The sequence below is a fragment of the Streptomyces sp. NBC_00247 genome (assembly GCF_036188265.1).
In the GTDB taxonomy this organism is placed as follows: domain Bacteria; phylum Actinomycetota; class Actinomycetes; order Streptomycetales; family Streptomycetaceae; genus Streptomyces.
Window position 1 is genome coordinate 6,605,064 of record NZ_CP108093.1, and the last position, 13,159, is coordinate 6,618,222.

The 13,159-nt window shown below is 71.4% G+C and carries 13 protein-coding genes; 4 read left to right on the plus strand and 9 right to left on the minus strand.

Going from position 1 to position 13,159, the window contains the following annotated elements; translation table 11 throughout:
• Window positions 1-28: 28 nt before the first annotated feature.
• Complete coding sequence (locus OHT52_RS28505) at window positions 29-676, minus strand: TetR family transcriptional regulator (RefSeq protein ID WP_328723041.1); 648 nt, start codon at window positions 674-676, stop codon at window positions 29-31.
• A gap of 181 nt (window positions 677-857) precedes the next feature.
• Here OHT52_RS28505 and OHT52_RS28510 point away from each other — a divergent pair, with 181 nt between their 5' ends.
• Window positions 858-2,084: an acyl-CoA dehydrogenase family protein gene (locus OHT52_RS28510; protein ID WP_328723042.1), complete on the plus strand. Its 1,227-nt coding sequence runs from the start codon at window positions 858-860 to the stop codon at window positions 2,082-2,084.
• A gap of 53 nt (window positions 2,085-2,137) precedes the next feature.
• On the opposite strand, the gene OHT52_RS28515 is transcribed toward OHT52_RS28510, so the two are convergent.
• Genes OHT52_RS28515 through OHT52_RS28525 form a run of 3 tightly spaced genes read right to left on the minus strand, consistent with a single transcriptional unit; the run spans window position 2,138 to window position 3,827 of the window.
• The gene (locus tag OHT52_RS28515) at window positions 2,138-2,626 is read right to left on the minus strand and encodes a glutathione peroxidase (RefSeq protein WP_328723043.1); all 489 of its coding nucleotides are present in this window, start codon (window positions 2,624-2,626) and stop codon (window positions 2,138-2,140) included.
• 32 nt (window positions 2,627-2,658) lie between these two features.
• Window positions 2,659-3,237 carry a GNAT family N-acetyltransferase gene (locus OHT52_RS28520; protein ID WP_328723044.1) on the minus strand — a complete coding sequence of 193 codons (579 nt, stop codon included), beginning with the start codon at window positions 3,235-3,237 and terminating at the stop codon, window positions 2,659-2,661.
• A 14-nt stretch (window positions 3,238-3,251) separates the two neighbouring features.
• Entirely contained in the window at window positions 3,252-3,827 is a 576-nt protein-coding gene (locus tag OHT52_RS28525; RefSeq protein ID WP_328723045.1) for a helix-turn-helix domain-containing protein, read from the minus strand.
• Between the two features lie 164 nt (window positions 3,828-3,991).
• On the opposite strand from OHT52_RS28525, the gene OHT52_RS28530 reads away from it, so the two are divergent.
• Window positions 3,992-4,390, plus strand: coding sequence for a DUF7144 family membrane protein (locus OHT52_RS28530; RefSeq protein WP_328723046.1), 399 nt, complete (start codon window positions 3,992-3,994; stop codon window positions 4,388-4,390).
• An 85-nt stretch (window positions 4,391-4,475) separates the two neighbouring features.
• Here OHT52_RS28530 and OHT52_RS28535 read toward each other — a convergent pair whose 3' ends face one another.
• Window positions 4,476-5,909, minus strand: a complete 1,434-nt coding sequence (locus tag OHT52_RS28535) for a DUF2252 domain-containing protein (RefSeq protein ID WP_328723047.1) — start codon at window positions 5,907-5,909, stop codon at window positions 4,476-4,478.
• Window positions 5,910-6,086: 177 nt separating this feature from the next.
• On the minus strand, window positions 6,087-7,052 hold the full coding sequence (locus OHT52_RS28540) for a DUF389 domain-containing protein (protein WP_328723048.1): 966 nt from the start codon (window positions 7,050-7,052) through the stop codon (window positions 6,087-6,089).
• A 180-nt stretch (window positions 7,053-7,232) separates the two neighbouring features.
• Between OHT52_RS28540 and OHT52_RS28545 the strand changes: the two genes are divergently transcribed.
• Together OHT52_RS28545 and OHT52_RS28550 are read left to right on the plus strand one after the other, a co-directional pair.
• Window positions 7,233-7,481 (plus strand): DUF6011 domain-containing protein, encoded by a 249-nt coding sequence (locus tag OHT52_RS28545; RefSeq protein ID WP_328723049.1) that lies wholly within the window; start codon window positions 7,233-7,235, stop codon window positions 7,479-7,481.
• A gap of 82 nt (window positions 7,482-7,563) precedes the next feature.
• The gene (locus tag OHT52_RS28550) at window positions 7,564-8,130 is read left to right on the plus strand and encodes a 3'-5' exonuclease (protein WP_328723050.1); all 567 of its coding nucleotides are present in this window, start codon (window positions 7,564-7,566) and stop codon (window positions 8,128-8,130) included.
• 175 nt (window positions 8,131-8,305) lie between these two features.
• Here OHT52_RS28550 and OHT52_RS28555 read toward each other — a convergent pair whose 3' ends face one another.
• The 3 genes from OHT52_RS28555 to OHT52_RS28565 form a co-directional block, all read right to left on the minus strand.
• Window positions 8,306-9,499, minus strand: coding sequence for an esterase-like activity of phytase family protein (locus OHT52_RS28555; RefSeq protein ID WP_328723051.1), 1,194 nt, complete (start codon window positions 9,497-9,499; stop codon window positions 8,306-8,308).
• A gap of 180 nt (window positions 9,500-9,679) precedes the next feature.
• Window positions 9,680-10,552 (minus strand): acyl-CoA thioesterase, encoded by an 873-nt coding sequence (locus OHT52_RS28560; RefSeq protein WP_328723052.1) that lies wholly within the window; start codon window positions 10,550-10,552, stop codon window positions 9,680-9,682.
• A gap of 49 nt (window positions 10,553-10,601) precedes the next feature.
• The gene (locus OHT52_RS28565) at window positions 10,602-13,115 is read right to left on the minus strand and encodes a DEAD/DEAH box helicase (RefSeq protein WP_328723053.1); all 2,514 of its coding nucleotides are present in this window, start codon (window positions 13,113-13,115) and stop codon (window positions 10,602-10,604) included.
• Window positions 13,116-13,159 lie beyond the last annotated feature (44 nt).

Here is a 13,159-nt window from a genome sequence, read left to right on the forward strand (position 1 = left end):
CGGCGAGCCCGCGGCGGCGGCAGAGCGCTCAGAAGCCGGGTGCGCCCGGCTTGTCGCCCACCTCGGCCAGTCGGCCCCAGAGCAGGTCGGCGAGGCTGCGTACCAGGCGTTCACGCGGGACGGGCCGGTCGCCGAGCCACCAGTCGCCCGCCGCGTGCATCATCCCCACGATGCCGTGGCCCCAGATCCGGGCCGTCTCCTCGCCGTCCGCCCCGAGGTCCACCCGCTCGCCGATGACCTGTCCGAGCTCCTCGCCCAGGCGCCGCAGCAGCGGCACGGAGTGGCGGCCGGTGTCGAACCCCGGCTCGGGGGCGGGAACGTCGTCGGACGGGTGCATCAGGAAGCGGTAGACCTGCGGACGGGCTTCGATGGCCGCGAGGTAGGTGTCGAGGGTGTTCTCCACCCGTCGGCGCCGTTCGGCGGGCGCGTCGAGCGCCGCGCGCAGATTGCTCAGCAGGGCGTCGGTGTGGCGTTGCGCGAGGGCGCGGTAGAGGCCGCCCTTGTCGCCGAAGTGGCGGTAGAGGATCGGTTTGGTGATGCCCGCCTCGGCGGCGATGGCGTTCATGGAGGCCCTGGGGCCGTCCCTGAGTACCACCCGGTCGGCTGCCTCCAGCAGTTCCCGGCGCCGCTGCTCGGCCGCCGTCCGCTGCCGATCGGCCTGTCGTGCGGTCTCCATCTGTCGCCCTTTCCCCACCCCTGACACCTCTGGCCTGGCGCTTTGAGCGCGCCCGGGCAACGTAACACCCCGCCTCCGAAAGGCGCGGACCGGTCCATGACCGGTTGACAGCGGCTACTTGCCGGTAACAGACTGCTGTTACCGTAAGTAACGCGATGTCGGGCAGTGCATGGAGGGGAACATGGCCGAGTTCACGCTTGAGCTCAACGAAGACCAGAAGCAGGTGCGCGACTGGCTCCACGGTTTCGCCGCGGAGGTGATCCGGCCGGCGGCGTCGGAGTGGGACGAGCGTGAGGAGACCCCCTGGCCGGTCATCCAGGAGGCGGCCAAGGTCGGCATCTACTCGCTCGACTTCTACGCCCAGCAGTTCTTCGACCCCACCGGCCTCGGCATCCCGGTGGCGATGGAGGAGCTCTTCTGGGGTGACGCGGGCATCGCCCTGTCGATCGTCGGTACGGGCCTGGCGGCCGTGGGCGTCCTGGCCAACGGCACCGAGGAGCAGATCGGCACCTGGATCCCGCAGATGTACGGCGACGCGGACGACGTCAAGCTCGCCGCCTTCTGCTCCTCCGAGCCCGACGCCGGTTCCGACGTCGCCTCGATGCGCACCCGCGCCGTCTACGACGCGGCCAAGGACGAGTGGGTGCTCAACGGCACCAAGACCTGGGCGACCAACGGCGGCATCGCCAACGTGCACGTCGTGGTCGCCGTCGTCGACGCCGAGCTCGGCTCGAAGGGCCACGCCTCGTTCATCGTGCCGCCGGACACCCCCGGGCTGTCCCAGGGGCAGAAGTTCAAGAAGCACGGCATCCGGGCGTCGCACACCGCCGAGGTGGTCCTGGAGGACGTCCGCGTCCCCGGAAGCTGCCTGCTCGGCGGCAAGGAGAAGCTCGACGAGCGCCTCGCCCGCGCCCGCGAGCGGGCGAAGTCGGGCGGCGAGCGCGTGAAGAACGCCGCGATGGCCACCTTCGAGGCGTCCCGCCCGGCGGTCGGCGCCATGGCGGTCGGCACCGCCCGCGCCGCGTACGAGGTCGCTCTCGACTACGCCAAGACGCGCACCCAGTTCGGTCGCCCGATCATCGACAACCAGGGCATCGCCTTCCAGCTCGCCGACATGCGCACCCGGATCGACGCCGCCCGGCTGCTGGTCTGGCGGGCCTCCTGGATGGCCACCACGAACAAGCCCTTCACCTCGGCCGAGGGCTCGATGTCGAAGCTGTACGCCAGCGAGACCGCGAAGCAGGTCACCGCCCAGGCCGTCCAGATCCTCGGCGGCAACGGCTTCACCCGCGAGTACCCGGTGGAGCGGATGCACCGGGACGCGGCGATCTACACCATCTTCGAGGGCACCAGCGAGATCCAGCGCCTGGTGATCGCCCGCACGCTGTCCGGCATGCCGATCCGCTGACACCGAAACGGCCGGGGTCCGCGGGGAACACCCGCGGACCCCGGCCGCGGACGTCAGGCGGGCAGCTGTGCCTCGATGGCGGCCACGACCTCCGGTGCTTCCGGCTCCGTGCGCGGGCGGATGCGGGCGACCGGCTCACCGGCGGGAGAGATCAGGAACTTCTCGAAGTTCCACTGGACGTCCCCGGCCTCGCCGTCGGCGTCCGCGAGCTTCGTCAACTCCGTGTAGAGCGGGTGCCGGCCCTCGCCGTTCACGTCGGTCTTCTCCAACAGCGGGAAGCTGACCCCGTACGTCGTCGAGCAGAAGGACTGGATCTCCTCGGCGCTGCCCGGCTCCTGCCCGGCGAACTGGTTGCACGGCACACCCAGAACGGTGAAACCCCGCCCGCCGTAGGTCTTCTGCAGGCGCTCCAGGCCCTCGTACTGGGGCGTGAGGCCGCACTTGGACGCGACGTTCACCAGCAGCACCGCCTTGCCGCTCCAGGCGCCGAGCGTCGTCGGCTCGCCGGTCAGGGTGTGCAGGGGGATGTCGTGCAGAGTCATCGGAAACTCCTCGGATCAAAAGGGCCGCCCGGTCAGGAGGCGTCGCCGACCATTGTCTCCCCGGGGCCGTCCGGACCCGCAGTCGCCTCGGCATCGCCGGGGACCTTGTAGTAGAAGGTCGTCGCCCGGAGCGCCCCCGCAGGGTCCAGCGCGTACGCCGGCACCGAGCCGCACTCCGTCCAGCCTGCCGCCCGGTACAAACGCTCGGCCGCGCTCCCCGTCTCGGTGTCCAGGACGAGCAGGGAGAGGCCCGCTGAGGCCGCCCACTCCTCCACGGCGGTCAGCAACGCCCGGCCCAGCCCGCGGCCCCGCCCGGACGGGCGCACCATCAGCTTCGAGACCTCGGCACGGTGCAGGGCGTTCGGCAGCAGGGCCGGTACGAGGCTGATGGTGCCTGCCACACGTTCGCCGTCCCGGGCGATCCAGACGCGCAACCGGCCCGCCTCCACGGCCCCGGCGCGCTCCCGCCACCAGTCGGCGGCGGCGCCCCGGTCGAGCGGGTCGACGAAGCCGACCGACGCGCCGTCGTGCACGGTGTCCACCAGGAGGGCGGCCAGTTCGTCGGCGTACGTGACGAGTCCGGGGCCCGACACGGAGACGATCTCGGTCATGGGAGGGGTTCCTTTCACGGCATCACGATCATCAGGACGTAACGGGTCCGCTCCGGACCCGGGCAGTGGAAGCGGGAGGGTCCGTCCAGGCGGAACCGCAGGCAGTCACCGGGGCCCAGGGTGTGCGTGCTCCCGTCCACGGTGATCCCCGCCACCCCTTCCCGTACCCACACGTGCTGTTCCACGCCCGGCACCGGGGGGTTCTCGCAGGAGATCGTCGCGCCGGGGTCGAGGGTGCACTCGACGACCTCGCCGCGCAGTCCCGGGTGCGGCGGCGACACCGATCGCCGGGTGAATCCGACGGACGCGTCGTACCAGACCTGCTGCGACCCGGCGGGGACGCGGCGGGGCGGCTCCGACTCGATCTCCGTCAGCAGCCGCGACATCGTCCGTCCGTACGCCGTGCAGAGCCGGCCCAGCGAAGCCGCGGTCGGGCTCAGCTCGCCCCGCTCCACCCGCGACAGGGTGGACCTGCTCAGGCCGGTCAGGCCGGACAGCTCGTCCAGTGACCAGCCGTGCTCGGCCCGCAGGGACGCGAGCCGGGCGGCCAGCCGGCTGTCGGCGGTCTCCGCCTCGCTACCGTCTCTCATATTCGGGAGGGTATCCCGTAAGCGGGACGGGGTGCGGCGCCCCGTGCCCTTTATCCCGCCCGTATGCCGATCGGATGACGGCGTGCCAGGCTTGGGGAAGTGCACCGTCGCCGGTCCGCCGCTCGGGCCGCTCAGGGGCTTCGGGTACCGCAAGGAGGCCGGCCATGGCCAGAACCACCGGGAAGACCACCGCGTTCCAGTCCGGATGGACGGCGTTCGCGGGCGTTCTGATGATTTTCGGCGGAGCGATGGCGATCTTCGAGGGCATCGCCGCCATCGCCAAGGACGACGTGTTCGTCACCACGCGCAACTACATCTTCCAGTGGGACCTCACGGGCTGGGGCTGGGTCCACCTCATCCTGGGCATCGTCATCGCCCTCGCCGGATGCGCCCTGTTCACCGGTGCGTTGTGGGCCAGGCTGATCGGCGTGGTGCTGGCGGGTCTCGGTGCGGTCGCCAACTTCCTCTGGCTGCCGTACTACCCGTTCTGGTCGATCATCCTCATCGCCATCAACATCTTCGTGATCTGGGCCCTGTGCGCCCGCACCGAGCGAACCACCTGAGGGCGGTGGGCGGGCGGGTGCGCCCCGGAGGCCGGTCGGCCACCGGGGCGCACCCGTGTTCCGGGGCGGACCGGAGCACCGGTCCTCACCGGGTCCCCGAAGGATCCGCGGTGGGTAGCCGACCCGCGCGGACCGCCGCCACGAGCGCCTCGTGGTCCCGCTCGTTGCGGTCCGCGTACGCCTCCGCGAACACACCGAGAGCCCGGTCGAAGGCGTCGCCCTTGCCCAGGTACCCCGCGATGGCGATCCGGTCGCCCGACCTGGCGTGCGCGCGGGCCAGGGTCGCCCCGCAGACCTCTCCGAACAGCGTCAGCCCCTGCGGCGTCATCCGTTCCGGTTCGGCGATCCCCTTCCAGTCGCGCAGCTGGCGGAGGTAGAAATCGCGGCGCCTGCCGTCGAACCCCTCCGCCCGTTCCCAGCCGAGGAAGATGTCGCTCGTGGCCTGCATCAGCCGTTGCCCCGCCACGACACGTTCGCCCTGGTTGCGGTAGCGGCTGGTACCGACGTGGTCGGCGAGGACCGAGGTGTCGGCCTCCTTGGCCTGGAGGAAGAGCGGATCGTCGTCGTCCCGGCCGAGCAGGAGCAGGACCCAGCAGCGCGTACCGACGCTTCCCACACCGACCACCTTGCGCGCCACGTCCGCCAGCCGGAAGCCGGAGAGCAGCGCCCGGCGGTCCGACGGGAGGCTGCGGGCATACCGCCGTAGCAGGACCCGGAACCGCTCCTCGGTCTCGATGCGTTCCGCGTCCGGCACCAGCTCGGTGAGCGGTACCACGAGGGGCGGGTCCGAGACGATCCGTCGCCGGCCGCCCGACCACTCGGTGAGTTTCCCGAGAACCTGCCGACTGTCCCGGGTACGGGCCTTCACCAGGGCGCGGTCGAGGTTCTCGCGCCCACGCTCGGCGAGTTGCACCGCGGCGACGGCCCGCAGCCGCGCCTCGTCGATCCGCGCGTACCAGACCTCCAGATTGCCCATCCGGGCGTACTGGGCCATCGACTTCCGGTACGACCGCACCGACGCCCGCACGAGGCGCGCGCGCTCACGGTCCGGGAAGCCGTTCGCCCGCGCGGCGATGACGAGGCTGGCCGCGAGCCGTTTCACGTCCCATTCCCAGGGGCCTGGCAGAGTCTCGTCGAAGTCGTTGATGTCGAAGAGCAGATTGCGCTCCGGCGAGGCCAGCAGCCGGAAGTTCAGCAGATGCGCGTCCCCGCACAGCTGCGCGGTGATCCCGGAGTCCGGCGTGCCGGCCAGGTCCGCCGCCATGATCGCGGCGGCGCCCCGGTAGAACCGGAACGGCGATTCGGTCATCCGGCCGTACCGGAGGGGGACCAGATCCGGCACGCGCGCCGCGGACTGCGTCTCCAGGACCGTCAGCGGATCGAACCGGCGAGCGGTGGGCTCGAAGACCGCGTGGGCCGACCGGGGAACCCTCCTGCGGACGGCTCTGCCCGCGGCGGCCCGTTCGGCGGGGGTGGCGCGTGGCGTGGTGCGCGACGCGGGACGGCGGTCCTGGGGCATGACGGCTCTCCTGACTTCCCCGAGTCGTGGTCGGCGTGACGCGCCGGGCGCGCGACGCCGACGAGCGGGGCGCGCGGTGGTGTCGGGCCGTCCCTTCGATGATCCCCGGCACCGCCCGGTCCGGCACGTCCGAGACGCGGGCGCAAGGGCCGGTCCGAGGTGTCGGTGCGGGCGCGCTCAGCCGTGCTCGGCGTCCGTGACGTGCCCTTCGCGCCGCCGGGACACCCGCCTCCAGATCGCGCGCTGCGACCGCAGGGTGCCGGTGCCGACGAGGATCAGAACCACGATGTTCACCAGGAGCTGGATCAGCGACCCCCAGGCCTCCTGCCAGCTGCTGAAGGCGACGGAAACGGCGATGGCGGCGGCGGCCGGAATGGTGGTGACCGAGATGAACACTCCGAGCAGCGCGCTCGTCCGCGCCTCGGTGAGCGACACGATGCCGACGACACCCGCCAGCGTCGCGACCGCCACCGAGAAGAAGTTGGGCGTGTTGATCAGGTCGGCCACCGGACGCAGCCCGGCCTCGAACGCCTGCGACTGGAACCCGAAGCCCCGGATCATCAGGCTGAAGAGGAAGGTGACCGCCACGGTCAGCGTCAGCCCGGCGCCGAGCGCCTTCAGGCCCCTTCGGACCGTGGCGCGGTCGCCCCGGTCGATACCCAGCGCGATGCTGACGATCGCCCCGTACTCGGGCCCGACGACCATGGCCCCCACGATCAGGATCTGCGAGTTGGTGACGATTCCCACCGAGCCGATCAGACCGGCGACGACCAGGTACAGGTAGAAGCTCGGCGGATACCTGGCCTCGGCGCGGATGCGGGCCTCCACCTGCTCCCAGACCGGGGCTCGCGCCAACGGTCCCAGCTCCTCGCGACCGCCTTCGTCGGCCCGCCCCGAGAACGCCATGTCCACCGGTTCGACGACGATGGACCCGAACTGGTCCAGACGGATGTCCCGCAGACCGCGGAGCACCTCGTTGGCGCCCCCGGTCAGAACGTCGCAGGCGATCGCGTCGCCGTCCGGGTTCCGGGCCGCCCCCGGCTGCACGATCAGATTGAGGACGCACGGATCGTCCGCCAGCAGTGCGACGACCCGGTCGGTCAGGCCGGGTGGGCTCACCGCGCGGACGTGGATCAAGTCCATCGCGTACCTCTCGCTTCCGTGACCCCGCTGGTGCGCCGGGCGCGCCTTCCGGCACGCGGGTTCCTCCAGTAAGGCCGCACGCCCCTGGGTCGGCAATCCGGCACGGCGTCGGCAATCCGGCCGGCGGCCCCGGCCGTGGTCGCCGGCCGGATGTCAGCGGGTCCTGGAAGAATCCCCGTCATGGAGTCATCCGACGAGCTCTTCCCCGGCACGACACCGGCACCTGCACCGGCCGGTCCGGAAGCGGGCCGGGACAGCGGCCCGGAACGCCCGCTCGTCCGCTGCCGCCTCTGCGGACGCCCGCTCACCGGCACGGGCTCCCGCCGGAGCGGCCTCGGCCCCACCTGCGACGCGAAGCTCCACCCCGCTCCGCCGGACACCCGCGCCCGCCGCCGGGACGCCGACCAGGAGCCCTTGCCGGGGCTGTGAGCGGTCCCGGGAGCGCCGTCGCGGCCGGCTCCGGTCCGGAACCGGAGCCTACGCGTGTCGTCCGCGCCCGTAATCTCGTGCCATGGACTTCGGGGACGGGCTGCTCAACGTGGTGGATGTCGAGTCGACCTGCTGGGAGGGGGAGGCCCCGGCCGGGCAGGTGAGCGAGATCGTCGAGATCGGCCTCACCGTCGTGGACCTGCGGGCGGGCGAGCGGCTGGCCAAGCACCGGGTGCTGGTGAGACCGCGGCGCTCGGTCCTCTCGGCGTTCTGCACCGAACTCACCGGCCTCACCCGGGCGGAGGTCGACGCGGGGGTCTCCTTCGCCGAGGCGTGCCGCCTGTTGACGGCCGATCACCGCAGTGGGACGCGGCCCTGGGCGAGTTGGGGCGACTACGACCGCAAGATGTTCCTCGGCCAGTCTCGTGCGTCCGGAGTCCCTTACCCCTTCGGCCACCGCCACACCAACGCGAAGACCGCGTTCACCGAGGACCGGGGGCTGCGGCGGAGACCCGGCATGGCGCAGGCGCTGGAGATCGCCGGGCTGCCGCTGGAGGGCCGTCACCACCGGGGCGACGACGACGCGTGGAACATCGCCGCGCTGGTACTGGACATGGCCGGGCGCGGAGGATGGCCGCTGACCCGCTGACCCGCTGACCCGCTGACCCGCAGGCCCCGGGACGGCCCGCTCGGAAGACGCCCGCGTGGAGAGGGCGTGCGGGCCGGAGACGTGAGAAGGGCCGTTCCGGGGCCCGGGGGCACCAGGACCGCCCTTCTCGTCCGGTCGAGGCCAACCGGCTTCCCGGCGGGTGGGTGCGGAGCTCTCAGCGCACGCGGATGCCGAGAGCGACGATCTGGGTGACCGCGTCGTCGGCGAAGTTGTCGTCACTGACCAGCACCACGGTCCGCTCACCACCCCGCAGGACCGGCCCCCAGGTCATGCCCTCGGTGTTGTCGACCGTGGACAGGTCCAGATCGTCGAAGTCCGCGACCAGCTTCTTGCGCATCGGCACGACTCTCCGCCCGGTCAGCGAGTCGACGCGCTGGACGTCGGTCGCACCCCGGGTGGTGGCGTCGTAGAGACGGATCTTGTAGTCCGATCCGGCCACCCAGGAGCGTTCGAGCACCAGGTAGCGGTCCGGGTCGTCGGGGAAGGCGAGGATCGACGGGACGCCGGTGTCCGGGGGCCACGGGCTGGTGGGGTCGGAGGCGGCGAAGATCTTCTCGACGGGGTAGGCGTACTGCGCGAGCACGTCCCCCGCCCGGCTCTGCTGGGTGACGCGGACCAGGGCGCCGTGCTCCAGGTCGGGCTCCGGGCCGTCCTGGAGCAGCGGACCCTCGACGGCGCTGGTGAGCACGCGGTCCCCGGATCCGAAGGTGATCGCCTCCACCGCCTTGTTCCGCCGCAGACCACGGTCGTCCAGGGTGATCACGTAGTTGGGCGGCAGTCGCAGCTGCCCCAGGTACGCCCCGGCGGGGGAGGCGAACTGGATCGACGGCTGGATCACCGGGGCGGTGGCGGACGTGGGACGGTCCCCCTCCTGCGCCCACCAGTAGCGGCAGGTGCGCGGGTCGACCCGGATCTCCTCGGGGTCGACGGCCTTGCCGTCGTTGGTGCTCGCCGGCGGATACACCGAACCGTCCGGCTGCAGGAAGGGGTGGGTGGAGGTGAAGTCGACGGAGTGGACCCCGGCCCCGTCCACCTCGATCGCCGCGGTGTAGAAGCGGGCGGGCTGCAGGTACGAGCGGTCGTCGCTGATCAGGACGTACTCGCCGGTGCACGGGTTCCGGTCGATGCCGGACAGCCCGCCCACCGTCGTGTTCTCGAAGGAGAGACCGCGCGGGACGATCTTCTCGCCCAGCAGCCGGGCGTACGCCCCTGCGGACGGAGCGGCGGCGGGCGGTGCGGCGGCCGGCAGGGCGGGGGCGCTGTCCGACTGCGCCGCCACGGCCGGGGCCACGGCCGCCGCCAGCACCAGGGATGCCGCGCACGCGCGACGGATCAAGGAGGATCTCATGCGATTGATCTTGGTCCGCCCGGGCGCCGAGCGCAGTCGCCCATCCGTGTGATCGTCGTGCGCGCGAGGGTGAGACGTGCCCCGATGAGGTGATTTCCCGATGGGGTGTCAACCTCCGCGCGCACAGCCCGGTATGCCGACGCACCCATCACCCACGTGCTGTCACCGGCCGGCCGGCCCCTACGCCCCCAGGCGCCGGAACAGCCCCTCCTGCACCACGGACACCAGCAGGTTGCCCTCCCGGTCGTAGATCCGGCCGCGCGCCAGACCCCGGCCGCCCGTGGCGATCGGCGACTCCTGGTCGTACAGGAACCACTCGTCCGCCCGGAACGGCCTGTGAAACCACATGGCGTGGTCCAGGGAGGCCATGTCGAAGCCGCGCGGGCCCCACAGGGGCTCCACCGGGAGGCGGACGGCGTCCAGCAGCGTCATGTCGCTCGCGTACGTCAGCGCGCAGGTGTGCACCAGCGGGTCGTCGCCCAGCGGGCCGACCGCGCGCATCCACACCGCGCTGCGCGGCTCCGCGCCCGTGACCTCCTCCTGGGTCCAGCGCAGCCGGTCCACGTACCGGATGTCGAACGGCTGGCGGCGGGCCATCCGCTCCAGCGCCTCGGGCAGCCCGCCCAGGTGCTCGCGCACCTCGTCGGCGACCGCGGGCAGCTCCTCGGGGTCGGGGACGATACGGGCGGCCGGCAGCTGGTGCTCGAAGGCCGCTTCCTCGGGCCGGTGGAAGGAGGCCGTCAGGTTGAAGATCGTCCGGCCCTCCTGCACCGCCGTGACCCGCCGCGTCGTGAAGGAACGGCCGTCGCGCACCCGCTCCACCTGGTACACGATCGGCACGCCCGGCCGCCCCGGGCGCAGGAAGTAGGCGTGCAGCGAGTGCACCGGCCGGTCGCCTTCGGTGGTCCGGCCGGCGGCGACCAGCGCCTGGCCCGCGACCTGACCGCCGAAGACCCGCTGGAGGGACTCCTCGGGGCTCCGGCCGCGGAAGATGTTGACCTCGATCCGTTCCAGGTCGAGCAGGCCGACCAGGAGCTCGGCGGGGTTCGTCATGCGCTTCTTCTCCACTCTCGCCGCCCCGCCGTCACCGTCGCGACCGGGCTCACAACTGACCCACCGCGGTGACACGCACGACCGCGTGGCCTTCTTCGTCGGAGGCCGCGAGATCCACTTCGGCGCGGATGCCCCAGTCGTGGTCACCGTTCGGGTCGGCGAAAGCCTGCCACACCCGCCACACACCGTGCGCCGGGTCCTCCTCGATCTTCAGCAGCTTGGGGCCGCGTGCGTCGGGGCCCGTACCCAGCTCGTCGAACTCGTCCCAGTAGGCGTCCATCGCCTCGCCCCAGGCGTCCTCGTCCCAGCCGGAGTCCCCGTCCAGCTCGCCGAGGTCGCGGACCCGGTCCAGCGCGGCCAGCTCGACCCGGCGGAACATGGCGTTGCGCACCAGCACGCGGAAGGCGCGGGCGTTCGCGGTGACCGGCTTGACCTCGTCGGCCTTCTCCTGCGCCTGCTCGGCGGTCTCCACCTCCGGGTTGGCGAGCTGCTCCCACTCGTCCAGCAGGCTGGAGTCCACCTGGCGCACCATCTCGCCCAGCCAGGCGATCAGGTCCTGGAGGTCCTCGGACTTGATGTCGTCCGGGATCGTGTGCTCCAGCGCCTTGTACGCGCTCGCGAGGTAGCGCAGCACGATGCCCTCGGTGCGGGCCAGCTCGTAGTTCGAGGTGAACTCCGTGAACGTCATGGCGCGTTCGTACATGTCCCGGATCACCGACTTCGGCGACACCGGATGGTCCCCGACCCACGGGTGGCTCTTGCGGTACACGTCGTAGGCGTGCCACAGCAGTTCGCCCAGCGGCTTCGGGTACGTGACCTCCTGGAGCCGCTCCATGCGCTCCTCGTACTCGACGCCGTCCGCCTTCATCTGCCCGACTGCCTCGCCGCGCGCCTTGTTCTGCTGGGCGGCGAGGATCTGGCGCGGGTCGTCCAGCGTCGACTCGACGACGGAGACCATGTCCAGCGCGTACGAAGGGGATTCGGCGTCCAGAAGGTCGAACGCGGCGAGCGCGAACGTGGACAGCGGCTGGTTCAGCGCGAAGTCCTGCTGGAGGTCCACGGTCAGCCGGACGATCCGGCCCTCGGCGTCCGGCTCCGCCAGCTGCTCCACCACGCCGCCGTCGAGCAGCGAGCGGTAGATCGCGATGGCCCGCCGGATGTGCCGCAACTGCGCCCGGCGCGGCTCGTGGTTGTCCTCCAGCAGGTGGCGCATCGCCGTGAAGGCGTTGCCGGGACGGGCGATCACCGAGAGCAGCATGGTGTGCGTGACCCGGAAGCGCGAGGTCAGCGGCTCCGGGTCGGACTGGATCAGCTTGTCGAAGGTCGTCTCCGACCAGGCCACGAAGCCCTCGGGGGCCTTCTTCCGGACGACCTTGCGCTTCTTCTTCGGGTCGTCGCCCGCCTTCTTGACGTTCTTCTCGTTCTCGATGACGTGCTCGGGTGCCTGCGCCACCACGAACCCGGCCGTGTCGAACCCCGCGCGCCCGGCGCGGCCCGCGATCTGGTGGAACTCGCGCGCCCGCAGCGTCCGCACCCGGGTGCCGTCGTACTTGGTGAGCGCCGTGAACAGCACCGTGCGGATGGGGACGTTGACCCCGACGCCGAGCGTGTCCGTCCCGCAGATCACCTTCAGCAGACCCGCCTGCGCGAGCTTCTCCACCAGACGGCGGTACTTGGGCAGCATTCCGGCGTGGTGGACCCCGATGCCGTGCCGCACGTACCGGGAGAGGTTCTGGCCGAACTTGGTGGTGAAGCGGAAGTTGCCGATCAGATCGGCGATCTTCTCCTTCTCCTCCTTGCTGCACATGTTGATGCTCATCAGCGACTGCGCCCGCTCCACGGCGGCGGCCTGCGTGAAGTGCACGATGTAGACGGGGGACTGCCGGGTGTCCAGCAGCTCGGTGAGCGTCTCCGTGATCGGGGTGAGCCGGTACTCGTAGCTGAGCGGCACCGGACGGGTCGCCGAGCGCACCACGGAGGTCGGCCGTCCGGTGCGGCGGGTGATGTCCTTCTCGAACATCGCGACGTCGCCGAGGGTCGCCGACATCAGGACGAACTGGGCCTGCGGCAGCTCCAGCAGCGGGATCTGCCACGCCCAGCCGCGGTCGGGTTCCGCGTAGAAGTGGAACTCGTCCATCACGACCTGGCCGATGTCGGCGTACTTGCCGTCGCGCAGCGCGATCGAGGCCAGCACCTCCGCCGTGCAGCAGATGACGGGCGCGTCGGCGTTGACCGAGGCGTCGCCCGTGAGCATGCCGACGTTCTCCGTGCCGAAGAGCTTGCACAGGTCGAAGAACTTCTCCGAGACCAGCGCCTTGATCGGAGCGGTGTAGAAGGTGACCTTGTCCTGCGCCAGCGCCGTGAAGTGCGCGCCGGCCGCGACCAGGCTCTTGCCCGAGCCGGTCGGCGTGGACAGGATGACGTTCGCGCCGGAGACCACCTCGATCAGCGCCTCCTCCTGCGCGGGGTAGAGGACGATTCCCTGACTCTCGGTCCACGAGGAGAATGCCTCGAAGAGAGCGTCCGGGTCTGCGGTGGGGGGCAGCTGATCGATAAGGGTCACGCCCCCCATCTTGCCTGCCTTCCGCCCCGATGAGGGAACCGGGC

Excerpts from the sequence above, each read along its gene's own strand:
- OHT52_RS28545 (WP_328723049.1), top strand. The coding sequence starts at position 7,233 with ATGGAGTCATCCGACGAGCTCTTCCCCGGCACGACACCGGCACCTGCA.
- OHT52_RS28525 (WP_328723045.1), bottom strand. The coding sequence starts at position 3,827 with ATGAGAGACGGTAGCGAGGCGGAGACCGCCGACAGCCGGCTGGCCGCC.
- OHT52_RS28555 (WP_328723051.1), bottom strand. The coding sequence starts at position 9,499 with ATGAGATCCTCCTTGATCCGTCGCGCGTGCGCGGCATCCCTGGTGCTG.
- OHT52_RS28510 (WP_328723042.1), top strand. The coding sequence starts at position 858 with ATGGCCGAGTTCACGCTTGAGCTCAACGAAGACCAGAAGCAGGTGCGC.
- OHT52_RS28550 (WP_328723050.1), top strand. The coding sequence starts at position 7,564 with ATGGACTTCGGGGACGGGCTGCTCAACGTGGTGGATGTCGAGTCGACC.
- OHT52_RS28520 (WP_328723044.1), bottom strand. The coding sequence starts at position 3,237 with ATGACCGAGATCGTCTCCGTGTCGGGCCCCGGACTCGTCACGTACGCC.
- OHT52_RS28530 (WP_328723046.1), top strand. The coding sequence starts at position 3,992 with ATGGCCAGAACCACCGGGAAGACCACCGCGTTCCAGTCCGGATGGACG.
- OHT52_RS28560 (WP_328723052.1), bottom strand. The coding sequence starts at position 10,552 with ATGACGAACCCCGCCGAGCTCCTGGTCGGCCTGCTCGACCTGGAACGG.
- OHT52_RS28505 (WP_328723041.1), bottom strand. The coding sequence starts at position 676 with ATGGAGACCGCACGACAGGCCGATCGGCAGCGGACGGCGGCCGAGCAG.
- OHT52_RS28515 (WP_328723043.1), bottom strand. The coding sequence starts at position 2,626 with ATGACTCTGCACGACATCCCCCTGCACACCCTGACCGGCGAGCCGACG.
- OHT52_RS28540 (WP_328723048.1), bottom strand. The coding sequence starts at position 7,052 with ATGGACTTGATCCACGTCCGCGCGGTGAGCCCACCCGGCCTGACCGAC.
- OHT52_RS28535 (WP_328723047.1), bottom strand. The coding sequence starts at position 5,909 with ATGCCCCAGGACCGCCGTCCCGCGTCGCGCACCACGCCACGCGCCACC.